18 protein-coding genes are annotated in these 20,062 nt (G+C 66.0%); 6 read left to right on the top strand and 12 right to left on the bottom strand.

Translation table 11 applies throughout. From position 1 onward, the window contains the following. Positions 1–154: 154 nt before the first annotated feature. The 7 genes from acpS to rpoZ form a co-directional block, all read right to left on the bottom strand. Positions 155–556, bottom strand: coding sequence for a holo-ACP synthase (gene acpS / locus O9344_RS09990; protein WP_298476005.1), 402 nt, complete (start codon positions 554–556; stop codon positions 155–157). Then, the gene (locus O9344_RS09995; protein ID WP_298476008.1) at positions 553–1,017 is read right to left on the bottom strand and encodes a hypothetical protein; all 465 of its coding nucleotides are present in this window, start codon (positions 1,015–1,017) and stop codon (positions 553–555) included. The genes acpS and O9344_RS09995 overlap by 4 nt, the downstream gene beginning before the upstream one ends. Continuing rightward, positions 1,014–1,622 carry an orotate phosphoribosyltransferase gene (pyrE, locus tag O9344_RS10000; RefSeq protein WP_298476011.1) on the bottom strand — a complete coding sequence of 203 codons (609 nt, stop codon included), beginning with the start codon at positions 1,620–1,622 and terminating at the stop codon, positions 1,014–1,016. Before pyrE ends, O9344_RS09995 begins: the two co-directional genes overlap by 4 nt. Positions 1,623–1,751: 129 nt before the next feature. Then, positions 1,752–2,666: a DNA adenine methylase gene (locus O9344_RS10005; protein WP_298476014.1), complete on the bottom strand. Its 915-nt coding sequence runs from the start codon at positions 2,664–2,666 to the stop codon at positions 1,752–1,754. Between the two features lie 11 nt (positions 2,667–2,677). After that, on the bottom strand, positions 2,678–4,078 hold the full coding sequence (locus O9344_RS10010; RefSeq protein ID WP_298476017.1) for a hypothetical protein: 1,401 nt from the start codon (positions 4,076–4,078) through the stop codon (positions 2,678–2,680). 144 nt (positions 4,079–4,222) lie between these two features. Continuing rightward, complete coding sequence (locus tag O9344_RS10015; protein WP_298476020.1) at positions 4,223–6,400, bottom strand: bifunctional (p)ppGpp synthetase/guanosine-3',5'-bis(diphosphate) 3'-pyrophosphohydrolase; 2,178 nt, start codon at positions 6,398–6,400, stop codon at positions 4,223–4,225. 200 nt (positions 6,401–6,600) lie between these two features. Further along, on the bottom strand, positions 6,601–6,990 hold the full coding sequence (gene rpoZ, locus O9344_RS10020) for a DNA-directed RNA polymerase subunit omega (protein ID WP_298476024.1): 390 nt from the start codon (positions 6,988–6,990) through the stop codon (positions 6,601–6,603). Positions 6,991–7,392: 402 nt separating this feature from the next. On the opposite strand from rpoZ, the gene O9344_RS10025 reads away from it, so the two are divergent. The 4 genes from O9344_RS10025 to O9344_RS10040 all read left to right on the top strand — a co-directional run bounded on the left by O9344_RS10025 (position 7,393) and on the right by O9344_RS10040 (position 9,910). Next, on the top strand, positions 7,393–8,040 hold the full coding sequence (locus O9344_RS10025) for an NYN domain-containing protein (RefSeq protein ID WP_298476027.1): 648 nt from the start codon (positions 7,393–7,395) through the stop codon (positions 8,038–8,040). Between the two features lie 6 nt (positions 8,041–8,046). Further along, positions 8,047–8,688, top strand: coding sequence for a uracil-DNA glycosylase (locus O9344_RS10030; RefSeq protein ID WP_298476029.1), 642 nt, complete (start codon positions 8,047–8,049; stop codon positions 8,686–8,688). A gap of 67 nt (positions 8,689–8,755) precedes the next feature. Beyond that, positions 8,756–9,070 carry a hypothetical protein gene (locus O9344_RS10035; protein ID WP_298476031.1) on the top strand — a complete coding sequence of 105 codons (315 nt, stop codon included), beginning with the start codon at positions 8,756–8,758 and terminating at the stop codon, positions 9,068–9,070. A gap of 120 nt (positions 9,071–9,190) precedes the next feature. Further along, a complete protein-coding gene (locus tag O9344_RS10040; RefSeq protein ID WP_298476034.1) occupies positions 9,191–9,910 on the top strand; it encodes a superoxide dismutase in 720 nt (239 codons plus the stop codon). A gap of 110 nt (positions 9,911–10,020) precedes the next feature. Here the strand turns inward: O9344_RS10040 and O9344_RS10045 are convergent, their stop codons facing one another. The 3 genes from O9344_RS10045 to dapA form a co-directional block, all read right to left on the bottom strand. Further along, on the bottom strand, positions 10,021–10,407 hold the full coding sequence (locus O9344_RS10045) for a VOC family protein (RefSeq protein WP_298476036.1): 387 nt from the start codon (positions 10,405–10,407) through the stop codon (positions 10,021–10,023). A 65-nt stretch (positions 10,408–10,472) separates the two neighbouring features. Next, positions 10,473–10,946, bottom strand: coding sequence for an SsrA-binding protein SmpB (gene smpB / locus O9344_RS10050; RefSeq protein ID WP_108174221.1), 474 nt, complete (start codon positions 10,944–10,946; stop codon positions 10,473–10,475). Positions 10,947–10,967: 21 nt separating this feature from the next. Continuing rightward, complete coding sequence (gene dapA, locus O9344_RS10055; protein ID WP_298476041.1) at positions 10,968–11,852, bottom strand: 4-hydroxy-tetrahydrodipicolinate synthase; 885 nt, start codon at positions 11,850–11,852, stop codon at positions 10,968–10,970. A gap of 301 nt (positions 11,853–12,153) precedes the next feature. On the opposite strand from dapA, the gene O9344_RS10060 reads away from it, so the two are divergent. Both O9344_RS10060 and O9344_RS10065 read left to right on the top strand, forming a co-directional pair. After that, complete coding sequence (locus O9344_RS10060) at positions 12,154–13,125, top strand: NAD(P)H-binding protein (protein WP_298476333.1); 972 nt, start codon at positions 12,154–12,156, stop codon at positions 13,123–13,125. Positions 13,126–13,370: 245 nt separating this feature from the next. After that, positions 13,371–15,488: a lytic transglycosylase domain-containing protein gene (locus tag O9344_RS10065; RefSeq protein WP_298476044.1), complete on the top strand. Its 2,118-nt coding sequence runs from the start codon at positions 13,371–13,373 to the stop codon at positions 15,486–15,488. 457 nt (positions 15,489–15,945) lie between these two features. On the opposite strand, the gene O9344_RS10070 is transcribed toward O9344_RS10065, so the two are convergent. Together O9344_RS10070 and O9344_RS10075 are read right to left on the bottom strand one after the other, a co-directional pair. Further along, positions 15,946–17,496 (bottom strand): EAL domain-containing protein, encoded by a 1,551-nt coding sequence (locus O9344_RS10070; protein ID WP_298476047.1) that lies wholly within the window; start codon positions 17,494–17,496, stop codon positions 15,946–15,948. A gap of 254 nt (positions 17,497–17,750) precedes the next feature. Next, positions 17,751–20,048 (bottom strand): NADP-dependent malic enzyme, encoded by a 2,298-nt coding sequence (locus tag O9344_RS10075; RefSeq protein WP_298476050.1) that lies wholly within the window; start codon positions 20,046–20,048, stop codon positions 17,751–17,753. Positions 20,049–20,062: the final 14 nt, after the last annotated feature.

Raw genomic sequence — 20,062 nt, forward strand, 5'->3', positions numbered from 1 at the left:
CTTTCGGTTCTGAGGATCTCGTGGCGCGATGCGCCTCGACTGCGGATGTCTCAAGAACGTGGGGACAGGTGTAGAGGTTCCGCCTTGAACGGCATCTGAATGCAAAAAGGCGGCACCGTGGCACCGCCGTGAACAGGTGTTCAGCCGCGGCACCTCAGGCGAGCGGCAGCGCCTCGATGACGATGAAGGCCTGCGCCCAGGGGTGGTCGTCGGTGATGGTGAGGTGGATGACGGCGCGGTGGCCGGCCGGCGTGATGGCCGCGAGACGCTCGGCGGCGCCGCCGGTCAGCGCCATGGTCGGCGCGCCGGAGGGGAGGTTGACCACCCCCATATCCTTCCAGAAAACGCCGCGGCGGATGCCGGTGCCGAGCGCCTTGGCGCAGGCCTCCTTGGCGGCGAAACGCTTGGCATAGGTGGCAGCGCGGTGGGCCCTCCCCTCCGCCTTCGCCCGCTCCACATCGGTGAAGAGACGGTGGGTGAAGCGCTCGGCATGGCGCTCGAGGCTCTTCTCGATGCGGCGGATGTCGCAGAGGTCGGAGCCGATACCGATGATCACGCCGCCTGCCCTTTCTTGCGGGCGAGCAGCGTCAGCCAGATGCCGACGCCGGCAATGGCGAGGCCGAGCAGGATCAGCGGCACGCGCTCGCGCGGCGGGTCGTCGAGCACCACCATGTCCTCGCAGCGGGTGCCGGGGACGATGCGCAGGCTCTCATGCACCGGCTTGCCGTTCGGCGCGTGGCGATATTGGACCAGCGGCACGCGGCATTCCTGCACCATCGGGCCGATGCGGCGCTCATAGACGAAGGTCGGCACGCCCACCGTGTCGCGCGAGGAGGAGACGACGTTCGAGCCCGTCCAGCGGGCGATGACGGCCTCCTCGCGGCTCGCCTGCCAGTAGACCCAGACCGGCAAGGCATTGGGCACCATGATGACGAGGCCGAGGAGTACGACGAAGAGCCCGACCAGCGAGCGCGTGCGGCCGGGCGAGAGCTCGTCGGCGGGCGCGGGCGCGCTCATGCCTTGGCACCCGGATTCTGCGCGCCCTGAATGCCGCGCGAGCCGGGCTTCACGGCGGGCAGCGCGGCGAGTTCCGGCGGCAGGGCGTCGGGGGCATAGTCCGGCACGTACCAGGAGAGCAGCGAGACCAGCGGCACGCCGACATCGGCCTTGCCGTCGGAGCGGTCGACGAGAACGGCGGCGCCGACCGTCTCGCCGGGATGGCCGGCAATGGCGGCGAGGCATTCGCGGGTGGACAGGCCCGTGGTGACGATGTCCTCGACGACGAGGACGCGCGCGCCGGGCGGGATCTCGAAGCCGCGGCGCAGCTTGAACTCGCCGTTCTCGCGCTCGACGAAGATGGCCTTGGCGCCGAGCTGGCGGGCGGTCTCGTAGCCCGGCACGATGCCGCCGACGGCGGGCGAGACGACATAGTCGATGCGGCCGAAGCGCTCCTTCACCTTCACGGCCAGCGCGGCGCAGAGCTTCGCCGTGCGCTCGGGGTCCATGAAGACGAACATCTTCTGCAGGAAGACCGGGCTGCGCCGCCCCGAGGAGAGGATGAAATGGCCCTCCAGCAGGGCGCCGGCGGCGCGGAACTCGGCGAGCACGTCGTCAGGGGTCATGGGCTGTTTGTCCGTCGTGGTTCGACGGGGAGAGACGACGATTGGGGGGAGGAGTCAATTGCCGCGATCACGCACGCCCAATGCGGAAGGCCGGCCTCAGGAGGAGCCAAGATATCCAAGCATGCTCGCCTATGAGCCAGTTGCTAGAGCTCCCGGCCTAACTGCCTCGGCGCTGCAATCCAGCTCAATCATAGAACCAGACACCTCGGGGATGGCAAGCCCAGGACTGAAGAACATCGCCTCCACGCCCCTTAACTTCTCCCGCGCACTGTACCCAATTGAATAACGCAAGCAATTTGTATTACCGTAGAGCCCATGTATTGGCGCAACATCATCGTACGATACAATCCAGCACACATTGCCAAGATCACGTGCTGCGCAAGCTACGTTGGCGTGATCCTCATGTTTGTAGAAATTGTAATAAAGATCGCGCCCCTTCTCGTAATATGGTGGATCAAGATAAACTAGCGTTTTTCTAGGCCATTTAGGCGCCGCCTGCTGCATAAAATCGATCGCGTCGATGTTGCTCAGTGCAATGAATCTACGCATTCGATTAATATTGAGTATTCGATCGATCAGCGCATCCTTGTTATACCGAGCATCAATTTTCCACACGCCTGCTTGTTTCGCACCACCGATCGCTCCCCCGTTGAGGATACCCGATCGGTTAGTGCGGTTCAGGAAAAACGTTGCAAACCCAAGTTCAAGGCTGACTTCCTGGGCAGTTGCAAAGATTTTCTTCGCGCGGTCTCGCGTCTCCATGTTTACTGGTGTGTCCCGGATAAGACTTATCAGCCCATCTGCATCATTCAGAACAGCGTTCCAGAACGCGTAGATGGCAAGATTGAGATCATTGATCGCAACTCGACGGACAACCCCGGTGAGAAGAAGCTCCATTGCGACCGCCGCACCGCCAGCATATGGCTCCACGTAGGCGCCGTCACAAAGACGGTTAGATTTAATTACGTCGGCCACAAAACGCGCAAGCTTTCCCTTACCTCCCGGATAGCGCAAAGGGGAAAAGTGGCCGGAAGGGGATGGCATTCTAGGAGTCATTATTTATGGACTCCATAAACGGCGACGAAGAGCGGGATCGCGCTATCCCACGCATTCCTGATATCATCTGGTGACGGTTTTTGAAAATGACTATGTACATAACCGTTCAACGCACCAAATGACATTGCCCCACCCTTCGTTGTCAAAATCATCTTGATGGGCGTGAGGTCGCCAGGCTTTGTCAAACGTCCCTTTGCAGCAATCAAGTGCTGGAAGACTACACCGAATCGGCCCTTTAGGTCTAATGTTTCACCCGAGGCGTCTTTATCGGATAAGCCGCTCTGCCTCATCTCCGTTTCCACGGTGAACTCCAGCCAAGCGCGAAACAGAAAAGCACATCCAAGCGGCGTCTCTCGGAGTTTGAGTTTACTAGCCTCCCTGAGGAGTTGTTTGCCTTTTTCATTTGCCGGCTCCGCGAACGTATGCCTATTCGGCGCAAGGGTCTGGCGGAGGGGGGTGACTTTTTTGGTTTTGACCTGCGTAGGACTGACAGACTGAGGGGCGAGACGCGGACGGATAGCTCCATCTTTTATACTCGTTTGCGCAAACAAGCTCGCTGTCGTTTCGCTCTGCCCTTCTACCGACAGTTCAGTCGGCAGCAACGAAAAATACTCTGCAATCTCTGACGCTTTATTATAACTACGTGAATTCACATCACCAGCATCGATGTCACTGAATATCTTACTAAGTACTGATAAGACGAATTTCGGGTCACGGCGGAACGCTGGACCATTTCCACCATGGTCCTCAACAAATCCGATATGCTGCTTCCCCGCCTTCGAGACAAGAAAACGCCGGAGCGTGGTTGGGTTTTTCTCGACACTTTTTCTTATTCGAACCCATTCGGATTCTTCGAATAGAGAATTTCTCTCGACAAAACTAATTACATCAAGAACAGTTCTATCTTTCTGAAATCTGTCACTCTCAAGGGAACCCCACGAAATTCGACCTTCACCCTCCAAATTTTTACCATGCCGACGCTCAATCCATTCGTTGGCGTCAGCGCGACTTTCGAACAGAACGCAACTCAGGGGCTGTACGGGGGAAAATCCAACTGCCGCCTCTTTGAGGCGCTTCTTTGTGCTGTCGATAAGGCGTGTTCCGTCTAGCAGTGCTGGATTGTATAAAACCTTGAGTGCAGCAAGCCGCCTATTCCCATCAACAACAACAAAGCTGTCGCTTTCTTCCTCATTTTCAATCACATAGAAGCTGTCACCAGGATCTAGGTCATTGGCTTTGATGCTGAGCATCATGTTTCGGAAATGGTGGAAGTTCAGTCGTACAATTGCTTCGAGTGCTTCAGATTGACTTGCCACTGTGCCGGTCCGCGGATTCTCTCGGTCCAACAGCAAATCACCAACTTCCGCTTCCATTTTGGTCGTATGGAGTCGCGCCATCATACCCACTCCTAAGTGGATGACAGACTTCAACATTTGCGAGCATTTTGCAACACATGCACCTAATGCCTGTGAAGAAACTTAGGTGATCAAGGTCCGCCCGATATACCGACCATCCCCAGAGACTAAGGTCAAAAGCAGCAGATGCTACTCAAACACCCGCCCGGCCTCGGCCGAGATCGGCAGGTCCCGGATCCCCGCGATGATCGCGTTGAGGTGCTTGAGGTCCCAGACCTCCAGGTCGATGACCACGTTCGTGTAATCCGCGGCCGAGCGCTGCATCCGCAGGTTGTCGATGTTGCCGTCATTGTCGGCGATGACCTGCGTCACCGCGGCGAGCGAACCCGGCGCGTTGCGTGACTTCACCGCGATGCGGGCGGGGTAGCGGGTGCGGAGCGCCTCGTCGATGTCCCAGCGCACGTCGAGCCAGCGCTCCGGCTCGTTGTCGAAGGCGGCGAGCGCCGGCGACTGGATCGGATAGATGGTGATCCCCTCCCCCGGCGTGAGGATGCCGACGATGCGGTCGCCGGGCACGGCGCCGCCCTCGCGCGAGATGGTCACCGGCAGGTCGGAATTGATGCCGCGGATGGGGATGGCACCCTCCGTTTCCGGCACCTGGAACTTCAGCGAGGTGTCCTTGCCCACCCCGAACCATTCGGCGGTCGGCTTCGGCCCCAGCGGCACCTCGCTCTTGAAGTCCGGATGCACCGCTTTCAGCACGTCGTCGGCGGGGATCTCGTCGCGGCCCACCGCCCAGAACACGTCGTCGATGGAGGAGCGCGCGAGGCGCTTGAGGCCCTGTTTCACCGTCTCGTCGGAGAAGGGCTTGCCGGCTCTTGCGAAGAGCTGCTGGACGATGCGGCGGCCGAGCTCGAGATACTGGTTGCGGGTGGCGGCGCGCGTCGCCCGGCGGATGGCGGAACGGGCCCGGCCCGTCACCACGATGCTCTCCCAGGCGGGCGACGGGGTCGCCGCCGCATCGGTGATGATCTCCACCTCGTCGCCGTTCTGCAGCTCGGTGACGAGCGGGCGCTCGACACCGTTGATGCGGGCGCGCGAGCACTGGTTGCCGATGTCGGTATGCACCGCATAGGCGAAGTCGATGCAATTGGCCTTGCGCGGCAGGGCGATGAGCCGGCCCTTCGGGGTGAAGCAATAGACCTGGTCGGAGAAGAGCTCGAGCTTGGTATGTTCGAGGAACTCTTCCGGATTGTCGCCATGGGCGAGCATATCGACGGTGCGCCGCAGCCAGGCATAGGCGCGGCTCTCCAAGGCATGGGCGGCGTCGGCGTCGCCATCCTTGTAGAGGGCATGGGCGGCAATGCCGTATTCGTTCACCTCGTGCATCTGACGGGTGCGGATCTGCATCTCGACGCGCTGGCTCTCCGGGCCGATGACGGTGGTGTGGAGCGAGCGGTAGTCGTTGCCCTTCGGCGTCGAGATATAGTCCTTGAAGCGCTGCGGCACGGCGGGCCAGGTCGTGTGGATGATGCCGACCGCGCGGTAACAGTCGGCGATGGTGTCGACGAGGATGCGGAAGGCGACGACGTCGGAGAGCTGCTCGAAGGAGACGGCCTTGCGCTCCATCTTGCGGTAGATCGAATAGGGCTTCTTCAGCCGGCCGGTGACCTCGGCGCTGATGCCCTCGCCGGCGAGCTTGCGGGTGAGCTGGGTCTCGATCTCCTCGACGACGCGGGCCACCGCGTCGCGCTGGCGCGACAGGCGCTGGTCGAGCGCCTCATAGGCCTCCGGATTGATCTGGCGGAAGGAGAGGTCCTCCAGCTCCTCGCGCATGTCATGCATGCCCATGCGGCCGGCGAGCGGGGCATAGATGTCCAGCGTCTCCTGGCCGATGCGGGTGCGCTTGGCGGGGGGCACATAGTGCAGCGTGCGCATGTTGTGGAGCCGGTCGGCGAGCTTCACGAGGAGCACCCGCACGTCGGATGTGATGGCGAGGAGGAGCTTCCTCAGGTTCTCCGCCTGCACCGCCTGTTTCGACACGAGGTCGAGCTTCTTTAGCTTGGTGAGCCCATCGACCAGTTCGGCGATGGCCGGGCCGAACTTCTCGCGGATGTCGTCCTTGGTGGCGGCGGTATCCTCGATCGTGTCGTGCAGGAGCGCCGCGACGATGGTGGCGTCGTCGAGCTTCAGGTCGGTGAGGATCGCCGCGACTTCGAGCGGATGAGAGAAATAGGGATCGCCCGAGGCGCGCTTCTGCGTGCCGTGGGCCAGCATGGCATAGACATAGGCGCGGTTGAGCAGGGCCTCGTCGGCCCGGGGATTGTAGCGCTTGACGCGCTCCACCAGCTCATATTGCCGCATCATGGTGGGGTGGACGGACCTTCCGGGATTCGTGTCGCAAGCCCGTCACGATAGCATCGGCAGGCACGGGGGCGGCAAGGCCGCGGGAGACAAGGACAGCGCACGCTGGCGTGAGCGGGCGGCACGGTCGGCGCGACGGGATGGCCCAAACGAAAAGGGCGACCTTTCGGCCGCCCTGATGGTCTCGCGACAGGCGAGAGGGCTCAGAGGCCCTCGTCGTCGTCGGTGTCCTCCGGCGGCTTCAGCCCCTCGAGGCCGCGCAGCAGGTCTTCCTCGCTCATGCGGTCCATGGCGACATCGACGTCGTCGGCGGCGCTGCCGGCAGCGGCGATCATCGGCACGGTGTCGGCCTCGGGCTCGTCGACCTCGACATATTTCTGCAGCGAATGGATCAGGTCCTCGCGCAGGTCATCGGGGGAGACGGTGGCATCGGCGATCTCGCGCAGGGCCACGACCGGGTTCTTGTCGCGATCACGGTCGATGGTGATCGGCGCGCCGGCCGCGAGCATGCGCGCGCGGTGGCTGGCGACGAGCACCAGCTCGAAGCGGTTGTCGACCTTCTCGATGCAATCCTCGACGGTGACGCGAGCCATCGATCATCCTTCGGCAGGGGTGGAACGAAGCCTGCATGCAGGCGGTTGTCCGGAAAGAGCGGGTGTATACCCATTCAGGGGAGCCAACACAAGACGGCAGGACAGAAGGGCAAGCAGACCGGCGACGCGGGCCTCTTGCGACGGGCCACAGATGCCGCGACTTGCCCGGCTTTCCGTGACGGAACAGGTCACCCACGCAGCAATCCTTAGTTCCAACAGATTATTTTTTGGCAGATTGTTTCCGAAGAATCGTCTTGATATAGGATGGAGCTATGGACTTAGGATCGTTCCAAACTATCGACATCCTCGTGTGTTTCGACGCCCCGACCGCCACACTTCGCAGTCATTCATCACCCTCAAGCTGATTTCGGCACATACCGGATTGCAATAGGACGTTACGTCATGTCGAACGGAAACGAGCGCATCGCGCTTTTCATCGATGGTGCCAACCTTTACGCCATGGCAAAGACGCTGGGATTCGATATCGACTACAAACGTCTGCTGGGTGAATTTCGCGCCCGGGGATATCTGCTGCGCGCCTACTATTACACCGCCCTGGTCGAGGATCAGGAGTACTCGTCGATCCGCCCGCTGATCGACTGGCTCGACTATAACGGCTTCACCGTCGTGACGAAGACGGCCAAGGAGTTCACCGATTCCACCGGCCGGCGGAAGGTGAAGGGCAATATGGACATCGAGCTCGCCGTCGACGCGATGGAGATCGCGGCGCGGGTCGACCATATCGTGCTGTTCTCCGGCGACGGCGATTTCCGCTACCTGGTCGAGGCGCTGCAGCGCCGTGGCGTCAAGGTTTCGGTGGTCTCCACGGTTGCCGTGCAGCCGGCGATGATCGCCGACGAGCTGCGCCGCCAGGCCGACGAGTTCATCGACCTCGCCCAGCTCGGCCAGCGCATCGGCCGCGACCCGTCCGAGCGCCCGGTTCGTGCGCCGATGACCGACACGCCGGGCTTCATCCGCGAGCGGCCGCGCCCGGCCCGGCCGATCGCCGCCACCACCCCGGTCGCCAGCGACGACTTCGCCGACCGCTGATCCGGCATGTCGCCGTGCGACCCGGGGCGTGACTGCCCCTCGTGCCCGCGCCTCGTCGTATTTCGCGACCGGCAGCGGGCAGCCCATCCCGACTGGCACAATGCGCCGGTGCCGAGCTTCGGCACCGACGACGCGCGGCTGCTCATTGTCGGCCTCGCGCCCGGCCTGCAGGGCGCCAACCGCACGGGGCGGCCCTTCACCGGCGACTGGGCCGGCGACCTCCTCTACGAGACGCTCATCGGCTTCGGCTTCGCCAGCGGCACCTATGACGAGCGGCCGGACGACGGCCTGACCCTCATCGACACGCGCATCACCAATGCCGTGCGCTGCGTGCCGCCGGAGAACAAGCCGACGACGGAGGAGATCGCCACCTGCCGCGGCTTCCTCGCCGCCACCATCGCCGCCATGCCGCGGCTGACCGCCGTGGTGACGCTCGGCAAGATCGGCCATGACAGCGCAGTGCGGGCGCTGGGCGAGCGCCCCTCGCGCGTCCCGTTCACCCATGGCGGCATGCACCGGGTCGGGTCGGTCACGGTCTTCTCCAGCTATCATTGCTCGCGCTACAACACGAACACGGGCGTGCTGACGCCGGAGATGTTCCGCGCGGTCTTCGGGACCGTCAGGCGCCATCTAGACGCGGCCGGCTGAACCTTCGGCGCGGTCGCCGCGACTGAGGAAAGCCGCGCCGGACGCGGCCGTCCCGTGAAAGACCACCATGTCGCCGTCGCCCTCCTCCGCTCTCCGCCGCCCCTTTCGCATCGCCAGCCTCGTCCTTGCGGGTCTCGGGGTGCTGTTCTGGGCGGCTGCGATGGTCGCGACCGTCATGACGCCCGCATCGCGGGGCGACGGCTTCCACATGCTCGGCGCCATTCTCGCGACGATCTACCTCGTGACCCTGGTCCTGCCCGGCCTGATCCTGGCGCTGCTGGACCGCTGGCCGCCGGTCTCGCTGGGCTTCGGGATCGTCGCCGTGGCCATTGCCAGCGACGCCGTGCTACCGTGGTTGCCTTGGGGCGCGATCCTCTCCTGACGGCAGCGCGACCCGCCGAGATCACGGCCTCGTGATAGCCCCTGTGCATCCGTCAGTGGCGGCCCAGGTGTTGCCGCAATGACCGCCACGCAGCAGGTCTGACCCACAAGGGAGCGTCCCATGAACCGTCGCCATCTTCTCAAGCTCGCCGGCACGGCCGCCGCCGTCGGCGCCACCATGGCCATCCCGGCCAGCCACAAGGTCTTCGCCCAGGCCGCCCCCGGCCCCTTCACCCTGCCGCCGCTCGGCTATGCCTATGACGCGCTGGAGCCGCACATCGACAAGATGACGATGGAGATCCATCACACGCGCCACCACGCGGCCTTCCTCGCCACGATCAACAACGCCGCGCAGACCTATCGCGAGCTCACCCCAGCTAACACCGAGAAGGTGCTGCGCGGCCTCGCCGACGTGCCGGAGAACCTGCGCATGGGCGTGCGCAACACGCTCGGCGGCTACTGGAACCACACCCACTTCTGGGACATCATGACCCCCGGCGGCGCCAAGCAGCCCTCGGGTGCCCTCGCCCAGGCCATCACCGCCACGTTTGGCGACCTCGACAAGATGCGCCAGCAGTTCAACCAGGCCGCCGTCGGCCGCTTCGGTTCGGGCTGGGGCTGGCTGGTGGTTGGCCGCGATGGCAAGCTCGCCATCGTCTCGACGCCGAACCAGGACAACCCGCTGATGGACGGCGTCAAGGGCGTGGTCATGGGCATCGACGTGTGGGAGCACGCCTATTACCTGAAGTACCAGAACCGTCGCCCGGACTACGTCACCACCTGGTGGAACGTGGTGAACTGGGACAAGGCCGCCGCCAACTTCGCCAAGGCCTCCGCCTGACGCGATCCTGCCGCTGACCCGATGTCGGGCGGCGGCGGGATTCCCCCCTTCTGCCCTGCCGCCGGCACTGTCCGCGAACCCCGGTCGCCGTGCGGCCGGGGTTTTTGGCGTCAGTGGCCGTGATAGCTGAGGAATTCCAGCAGCGAGCCGTCGGGATCGCGGAAATAGACGGAGGTCGCCGGCCCACGCACGCCGTTGGTGGCGACAGGGCCGAGCTCGACCGGCACGCCGCGGGCGGCAAGATGGGCGGCGGCGCCGGCGATCGGTCCCTCCCATTCGAAGCAAATGTCGGAATTGCCGGGCATGACCGGCACCTTCGCGACCGCATTGACGTGGCCGATGCCCGGTCCGTGGCAGTTCAGGCGGATGTCGCCGATCTTGTAGGCGAAGCCGGCGCCGCGCGGCACCACCTCGGCCCCCAGGACGTCGCGGTAGAAGGCGTTCGACCGCTCCCAGTCGCTGACATGGATGACGACGTGATCGAGCTTGTAGGCCATGGCGGTTCTCCTCGGGGAGTTGAGCGGAGGCAGCGCGCGGGAGCAAGGGTGGGACGACCCGCCCGCTACCCCCGGTCCCTCAAGATCCGCGCCTGGTCGCGCTGCCAGTCGCGCTTCTTCTCGGTGTCGCGCTTGTCGTGGAGCTTCTTGCCGCGGGCGAGCGCGATCTGCAGCTTCGCGCGGCCCTGCTCGTTGAAATAAAGCTTCAGCGGCACGACGGTCAGGCCGTCGCGCTGCACGGCGCCGATCAGGCGGCCGATCTCCTTCTTGTGGAGGAGAAGGCGGCGCGGCCGTTTCGGCTCATGGTTGAAGCGGTTGGCCTGGAGATATTCCGGGATGTTGCAGTTGAAGAGGAAGAACTCCTCCCCGTTCGGCCCGGCATAGCTCTCGGCGATCGTCGCCTTGGCAGCGCGCAGCGACTTGACCTCGGTGCCGGTCAGCTGGATGCCGGCCTCGAACGTGTCGAGGATCTCGTAGTCGAAACGGCCGCGCCGGTTCTCGGCGACGACCTTGATCTTCGGCTCATTCTTGGGGGCCATGACGGTTGCGGAGGGCCCCCGTCAGTTCATCAGGCCGGCATGGACGAGCGCCGCCGTCACCGTCGCGCGGGTGGCAGCGGAGGCCGGCACCATGGGCAGGCGGACCTCGTCGGACATGCGGCCGAGGATGTTCAGCGCGGCCTTCGAGGGCGCCGGGTTCGGCTCGACGAAGAGCGCCTGGTGCAGCGGGAACAGCTTGTCCTGGATCTCCAGCGCCTTGGCATAGTCACCAGCGAGGCAGGCTTCCTGGAACTGGGCGCAGAGGCGCGGGGCGACATTCGCTGTCACCGAGATGCAGCCATGGCCGCCATGGGCCATGTGGGCGAGCGCCGTGCCATCCTCGCCGGAGAGCTGGATGAAGTCCTTGCCGCAGGCCTGGCGCTGGGCGGAGACGCGGTCGATCTTCGCCGTCGCATCCTTCACGCCGACGATGTTCTTGATCTCGGCAAGGCGCGCCATGGTCTCCACCGACATGTCGACCACCGAGCGCGGCGGGATGTTGTAGATGAAGATCGGCAGCGCGGTCGAAGCGGCGATAGCCTTGAAGTGCTGGTAGAGGCCTTCCTGGCTCGGCTTGTTGTAGTAGGGCGTGACGTGCAGCAGGCCCTGGGCACCGACCTTCTCGGCGTGCTTGGAGAACTCGATCGCCTCGACGGTGTTGTTCGAGCCGGCACCTGCCATGACAGGCACGCGGCCGCGCGCCTCCTCCACCGCCCATTCGACGACGCGCTTGTGCTCGTCATGGGTCAGCGTCGGGCTCTCGCCGGTGGTGCCGACGGGAACGATGCCGTGGGAGCCCTCTTCGATCACCCAGTTCACATGGGCGCGGAAGGCCTTCTCGTCGACCTTGCCGTCCTTGAACGGGGTGACGAGGGCGGGCAGCGATCCCTTGAACAGGTGGGTCATCGGAGAACTCCGGAACGGTCGGATGGCACGGGCTTTCACCCCGCGCGCGGAAGGGCGGCCACAAAGCCTTGCAACGGCGGCAACGTCAAGGGCGGAGGGCGAGGACCATGGCCGCGACGGTCCTCACGAACCGGCCGTCGCGGCGGCAACGGCGATTGGCCCGCAGGTCTGCCCTGTCGTAGGCTCGCCCGCGACAGCCACGGATGGATGGGGCGCAGGCCTCTCCGATCCGCAAGACCGGTCTCCGATGGACGATACCGCTTCTGCCCCCTCCCCGCCCCTGACGCGCAAGCGCGTCATGCTGCTCGGCGCCACCGGGACGATCGGCCGGGCGACGGCCCGCACGCTGATCGCGGACGGCCACGAGGTCGTCTGTTTCGTCCGGCCGCGCGCGGGGGCCGGCGGCACCCTTGGCGCCGATGACAGCGCCCGGTTGCTCGACGGAGCGACGCTGCGCTTCGGCGACGTGACCGACCCCGCATCCCTCGCCCAGGACGGCTTTCGCGGCGAGACCTTCGATGCCCTCGTCACCTGCCTCGCCTCGCGCACCGGGGCGCCGCTTGATGCCGCCGCCATCGATCACCGTGCCAATTCCGTGGCCCTCGCGGCGGCGCTGAAGCACGGCGTCACCCAGGTCGTGCTTCTCTCCGCCATCTGCGTGCAGAAGCCGCTTCTCGCCTTCCAGAAGGCCAAGCTCGCCTTCGAGGCGGAGCTGATCGCCTCCGGTCTCACCTGGTCGATCGTCAGGCCGACCGCCTTCTTCAAATCGCTGTCGGGCCAGGTCGACCGGGTCCGTGCCGGCAAGCCCTTCCTGGTCTTCGGCGACGGCCGCCTCACCGCCTGCAAGCCGATCAGCGACGGCGACCTCGCGCGCTTCATCGCCGATTGCCTCACCAATACGAGCCGGCACAACCGCATCCTCCCCATCGGCGGGCCGGGCGAGGCCATCACCCCGCGCCAGCAGGGCGAGGCGCTGTTCCGCCTGCTCGGCCGCGAACCGCGCTTCCGGCAGGTGCCGGTCGGTCTGCTCGATGGCATCGTGTGGGGGCTGGGCACGCTCGGCCGTGTCTTCCCCGCCCTCGCCGACAAGGCCGAACTCGCCCGCATCGGGCGCTACTACGCGACGGAATCGATGCTCGTCCTCGATCCGGCAACCGGCCGGTACGACGCCGCGGCCACCCCCTCCACCGGAACCGAAACCCTGATCGACTTCTATGCCCGCCTGATCGAAGGCGACGCCGCCATCGACCGCGGCGACCACGCGGTGTTCTGAGCGACCAGAGGGCCTGCGACCAGCAGACCCATTTATGGGAATACTGTCCTATGTACCACGGAGCGTAACGCTCTGCAAGCCCGGCTGCGGCGTGGCATCGTCAACGCCTGCTTAACCACGCCGGCCGGTTCGCCCCCGGTCCGTCAAGGAAGCGTCAAGGAAAACGGCCTGATAACCACCTCTTCAAGGCCACAGTCCCATGGGATGAGGCCGCTCCGCGTTGCGTATCAGGACGGACCTTGCCCATGCCCGTTCGTGTTTTCGGCGTCGTGCCGCCTGTTCCCGTCGCCCCCCTCGTGCCACGCCTCGGCTTCCTGGCGGGGGTCGCGCTGTCGTCGCTGCTGGTCGGCGCCTGCGCCAAGAGCGAGGCCTCAGCCGATCAGGCCGGCACGGTGACCGTCGCCAGTGCCGAGACGCCGGAGACCACCGGCGCGATCTCGCCGGCCCAGCAGGTCTGGCGGCCGTCCGGCGGCACGGCGAGCGAGGCCGAGATCGGCGCGCTCAGGCAGGTGGCTTCGGCCGCGCGGTCGAACCGGGTCGAGCAGGCCACCGCGGCCCGCGACCAGATCCGCGATCCCGTGGCCAAGGCGCTGGCCGAGTGGATGATCCTGCGCTCGAACGATTCCGTCGGCTTCGCCCGGCTCTCGGCGTTCATCGAGGCGAATCCGAGCTTTCCGGCGAGCCAGCGCATCCGGATGCGCGCCGAGGGCTCGCTGCTGGAGAACAATGCCGATGCGGCAACGGTTCGCCAGTTCTTCGCCCATCGCCAGCCGACCTCGGCCAAAGGGCGCGTGGCGCTCGCCATCGCGCTGAAGCGCGGCGGAGACCAGGCCCGCGCCGTCCGCCTCATCCGCGAGACCTGGCACGGCAACGACCTGTCCGCCGATGTCGAGGACCGGGTGCTGGCGGAGTTCGGCGGCCAGATCTCCGCCGGCGACCACAAGATGCGGCTCGACCGCATGCTCCATTCCGGCGAGCGGGCGACCGCCCTGCGCGCCGCCCAGCGGCTCGGCGGCGGCCAGCCGGCCCTGGCCCGCGCCTTCCTCGCCATCGGCGAGCAGGAGGCCAATGGCGGCGCGTTGCTGGCCCAGGTGCCGGCCTCGCTGCACCGCGACCCCGCCTATCTCTTCGCCCGCGCCCAGTGGCTGCGGCGCGAGGACCGCGCCGGCGAGGCGGCGCAGATTCTGGTCGGCGCACCGCGCGATCCCGCCGTACTCGGCTCGGCTGAGGACTGGTGGACCGAGCGCCGCGCCATGGTGCGCAAGCTGCTCGATGCCGGCGAGGCGCGCACGGCCTATCAGGTGGCGGCGACCCATGCGGTACGCTCCGGCCCGGGCCGCGTGGACGCCGAGTTCCATGCCGGATGGCTGGCGCTGCGCTTCCTCAACGATCCCGGCACGGCCGTGCGGCATTTCGAGGCTGCGCGGCAGGCGGCAACGACACCCATGTCGCAGTCGCGGGCGCAGTACTGGCTCGGCCGGGCGCAGGAGGCGGCCGGCTCGCAGGGCGCGGCGCGAACCCATTACGCCGAGGCGGCCCGGCACTCCACGCACTATTACGGCCAGCTCGCCCGGGCGAAGCTTGGCCTGTCCGACCTGCCGATCCGCCGGCCGTCGGACACGACGCCGTCGAGCGGCGCCTATGCGCGGGCGCTGCAGATGCTCTACCGCATCGACGAGAAGGACCTCGCCCGCGCCATCCTTGCCGATCTCGGCCAGCGCGCCTCCGACCAGGGGACCCTCCACGCGGCTGCCGAGGTGGCGGCGCGGGCGGGCGACGCCAAGGGCGTCCTGACCCTCGGCAAGCTCGCCAACAATCGCGGCCTGCCCTTCGACCAGCAGGCGTTCCCGACCATGGGCATCCCCGCCTATACCCATGTCGGCCCGGAGATCGACCGCGCGGTCGTCTATGGCATAGCCCGGCAGGAATCGACCTTCGACCACCGGGCCGTCAGCCATGCCGGGGCGCGGGGCCTGCTCCAGCTCATGCCGGCGACGGCGCGGGCGACGGCACGCAACCACGGCCTGCCCTTCGACCAGGGCCGGCTGACCTCCGATCCCGCCTACAATGCCCGCCTCGGCGCAGCGCATCTGGGCGAGCTCGCGGCCGAGTTCAACGGCAGCTACATACTCACCTTCGTCGCCTACAATGCCGGCCGGGCCCGGGCCCGCGAGTGGATCCAGAAATATGGCGATCCGCGTGATCCCCGTGTCGATCCGGTCGACTGGGTGGAACGCATCCCCTTCTCCGAGACACGTAACTACGTGCAGCGGGTGATGGAGAACGTGCAGGTCTATCGCGCCCGGCTCGGCGGCGGCTCCGGCCTGCGCATCGAGGCCGACCTCCGGCGCGGCGGCGGCTGAGGGCCAGGGTTGTCGTTGAGATTCCGATTCACCGGCGAAGGGTGAGTCGGATCAGCGACTTAGCCGGGCCGGCGGAAGTTCTGATTCCGATTCAAGCGATTGGGGTGTAGCGGCGCTGAAGGGCTGTCGATGGTGCGGCGAGGGCCCCTCACCCTTCCCTCTCCCCGCAAGCGGCGAGAGGGCGACTTCGACGTCGCGATCCATTCTGTCGCCAAGCGCCAGGCACAACCGCCGTCAACCGCAGCACGACGTTGGTGCCCCCTCTCCCCGCTTGCGGGGAGAGGGACGGGTGAGGGGCGAACCACCACACGCCGATCATCGCCAATGACGAAGCGTCGTTGAACAACGAGCCTTCGTGCTTCGGCGGGCACGGAAGGACAATGATGGCGCGGCCCCATCGGCGCTGGCGCTGCGAACGCGGATTGTCGATTGAGGGAGACGGCCCCTGCCCTTGGCCTCAGCCCCGCAGCGCCTTGCGCACGGGCGGCTGTGGCATGGCGACAGGCTCCATGGCCTGGACAAGCTGGCAGAAGGACGAGCCGGGCAGCGGTGGGGCGAAGACATAGCCCTGGGCGGCCCGGACGCCACGGCGGCGTAGCGCCTCGACCTGGTCGAAGGTCTCCACGCCCTCGGCCACGACCTCCATGTTGAGGTGGGCGGCCAGGTCGATCAGGCTGTCGACGATGGCTGTGGACTGGCGCTCGCTGCCGAGCGCATCGATGAAAAGCTTGTCGATCTTCATCACGTCGACGCGCAGCTTCAAGAGGTAGCTCATGCCGCCATGGCCGGTGCCGACATCGTCCAGCGCCACGCGCACGCCCATCTCCTGGAAGCGAGCAATGATCTGGCGGGCCGCGTCCATGTCCGGCAGCGGGTCGCGCTCGGTGACCTCCAGCAGCACCTGAGACAGCGCCACGTCGGACCGGGAAAAGATCGCCGCCACATCGCTGACGATGGTCTGGTCGCGGAAATGGGCGGCACAGAGGTTGAAGCCGCACTTGAGCTCGGGCCGCGCGGCATAGGTCGGGCCGAGCTCGGCCGCGGCCTGGCGCATGACCGCGAGCGTCATGGGGAAGATGAAACCGGTCCGCTCCGCCTCGCCGATGAAGGCGCCGGGCGGGATGAGGCGGCCGTCGGGCTTGCGCCAGCGCACCAGCACCTCGCAACCGAGGATGCGGCCAGTGTCGAGATCGATGATCGGCTGGTAATGCGGGATGAATTCGCCGTTGCGCAGGGCGCGGTGCATGTCGGCCATGGGCCCGCGTTCGCGACCGCCGACCAGCAGAAGGAGCGCCAAAAGCAGGCCAATACCGCCACCGGCGCCGGCAGAGGCTGTCACAATCCAGCCCTTCTCCTTCACCCAGGCGCCTTCGGAAGCGTAGTACTCGACCTTGATCGGGTAACGCTCGGAGAGCTTGACGACGCGGACGTCCGGACTCCCGGCCACGGCACCCGGCCCGCGGATATTGACCAGCCTTCCGCCGGGAACGAGTTCGATATCGATCCCGACGCCCAGATTGGAACGCAGGATATCCGAGTTCGGCACGAAGAGGCCGACGGCGATAAGGCCGCCGAGGCGGTCCCCGGTGTGCGCGGTCATCTGGAGGCGGAGCGCCCGGCCATAGGGGCCACGGGTCAGCGCCACCGCCAGATCGAGGCCGGGCTCGCGGGTTGGATAGGCGGTCGAGCCCGGCGAGATCTGCACAAGGCTGCCGATGTTGTTGCACAGGAGCCGTCCGTCGGGACCGAGGACCGCGAGCTCCTTGAGGATGGGCGACTCGAAGACGAGCAGGCGCAGCGCCTCCTTCTCCGGCGCACCGCAGGAATAGAGATTGCGTGTATGGGCTTCTCGCAGAGCGGTGGTCGCACGCTCCAGGGAGTTCTCGATCCGCTCCAGGACCAATCCCGCCCGGGTGTCGATTGTGGCGGTCAGGCTGCGGGCGAGCCAGATCTGGGAGCCGAGATAGGCGGCAACCGGGCTCAGGACCGCGACGAACGCGGCTGCCAACCAGACCAGGCCTCTGCGCCCCGCGACCGTTCCCACGATCATCCCTTCGAATGCCACGAACCCGGCATTCAGTGGCCGAGATGCGTAAGACTTGAAGGACTGTAGAAGGACCGGCTTAACGGTGTATTTCTTGACGTCAGGTCAATGAGTAGCGCCACGCGAGGGACGGGAATCCACACACGCATAGCGGCGGTAGCGCAAGACCGGTTGCCCGCCGCGTCGGCATGGTGCGGAACGGCGCGCAGGGCCCACGATCAGCGACCGGCCTCCTCGGCGCGCTCCTGGGCCTCGACCACCGCGAGGGCGGTCATGTTGACGACGCCGCGCGCCGTCACCGACGGGGTGACGATATGGGCGGGGCGCGCCTGGCCGACCAGGATCGGCCCGACGGGGAGCGCATCGGCCAGCACCTTGATCACATGGAAGGCGATGTTCGCCGCCGACATGTTCGGCATGATCAGCACATTGGCGACACCCGTCAGACGCGATTTCGGGAAGACGCGCTCGCGCAGTTCCGGCAGCAGCGCGGAATCGGCATGCATCTCGCCATCGACCTCGAGATCGGGCGCCTTCTCCCAGATGAGTTTCAGCGCCGCCTGCAGCCGCTCGACGTGCTCGTCATCGTAGCTGCCGAATTCCGAATGGGAGACCAGGGCGATCTTCGGCTCCAGGCCGAAGCGACGCACGTGCTCGGCCGCCGTGCAGGCCATGTCGGCGAGTTCGGCCGCCGTCGGCTCGACCGTGACATGGGTGTCGGCGAGGAAAAGCGGGCCCTTGGAGGTGATGAGCAGCGACAGGGCGGCGAGGCCCTTCGCACCGGCCTTGAGGCCGATCACCTGGCGAATATGCCGCAGATGCGTGTTGAAGCGCCCCTCGACGCCGCAGATCATCGCGTCGGCATCGCCCCGCTCCAAGGCCGTGGCGGCGATGGCCGAGGTCGAGGTGCGGATGATGGTGCGCGCCGCATCGGGCGTCACGCCCTTGCGGCCGGTGCGGTCATGGTAGGTCGCGACATAGTCGCGGTAGCGCGGGTCGGACTGTGGATCGATCAGCTCGAAATCCTTGCCGGCCTTGATGGACAGGCCGAAGCGCTCCAGCCGCTGCTCGACCACGGCCGGGCGACCGATGAGGACGGGGAAGGCGAGGCCCTCCTCCACCACGACCTGGGCGGCCCGCAGGATGCGCTCGTCCTCGCCCTCGGCATAGATGACGCGCTTGGGGTTCTGCCGCGCCTTGTCGAAGACCGGCTTCATCAAGAGGCCCGAGCGGAAGACGAAGCGGGAGAGTTCGGCCTCATAGGCCTTGAAATCGGTGATCGGGCGGGTGGCGACGCCGGTTTCCATGGCGGCACGGGCGACAGCCGGCGCGATGCGCAGGATGAGGCGGGGATCGAAGGGCGAGGGAATGAGGTTGCCGGCACCGAACGTGCCGACCTCGCCGCCATAGGCGCGGGCGACGACGTCGGAGGGGGCCTCGCGGGCAAGGCCGGCGATGGCGCGCACGGCGGCGAGCTTCATCTCCTCGTTGATGGCGGTCGCGCCGCAATCGAGAGCGCCGCGGAAGATATAGGGGAAGCAGAGGACGTTGTTGACCTGGTTCGGATAGTCGGACCGGCCGGTGCAGATCATCGCATCGGGGCGGGCGGCGCGCGCCTCCTCCGGCATGATCTCGGGATTGGGATTGGCCAGCGCCATGATCAGCGGGCCCTTGGCCATGCGCTGGACCATGTCGGGCTTCAGCACGCCGGCGGCCGAGAGGCCGAGGAAAATGTCGGAATCACCGATGACGTCGCCGAGCGTGCGGGCGTTGGTGTCCTTGGCATAGACCGCCTTGTAGGGGTCCATGAGCTTCTCACGACCCTTGTAGACGACGCCCTCGATGTCGGTGACCCAGATGTTCTCGGTCTTGGCCCCGAGCTCGCGCAAGAGGTTGAGGCAGGCGATCGCGGCGGCACCCGCGCCGGAGGCGACGATCTTCACGTCGCCAATGGACTTGCCCATGAGCTCGAGCGCGTTGGTCACCGCGGCGGCGACGATGATGGCGGTGCCGTGCTGGTCATCGTGGAAGACCGGGATGCCCATGCGCTCGCGTAGGCGCTTCTCGACCTCGAAACATTCGGGGGCCTTGATGTCCTCGAGGTTGATGCCGCCGAAGGTCGGCTCCAGCGCCGCGACGACATCGACGATGCGGTCGACCTCGCGGGCATCGATCTCGATGTCGAAGACGTCGATGCCGGCGAATTTCTTGAACAGGACCGCCTTGCCCTCCATGACCGGCTTGCCGGCGAGCGGACCGATGTCGCCGAGGCCGAGCACCGCCGTGCCGTTGGAGACGACCGCGACCAGATTCGCCCGCGCGGTCAGTTCGGCCGCCTGGGCCGGATCGGCGACGATGGCCTCGCAGGCCGCCGCGACGCCCGGCGAATAGGCGAGCGCCAGATCGCGCTGGTTGGCGAGCGGCTTGGTGGCGCGGATCTCCAGTTTTCCCGGCCGCGGCAGGCGGTGATAGACGAGCGCGCCGGATTTGAGATCGTCGGTGATCGACTTTGTCATGCCCTGTGTCTCCT

This window comes from Phreatobacter sp. (assembly GCF_027532945.1).
GTDB lineage: Bacteria > Pseudomonadota > Alphaproteobacteria > Rhizobiales > Phreatobacteraceae > Phreatobacter.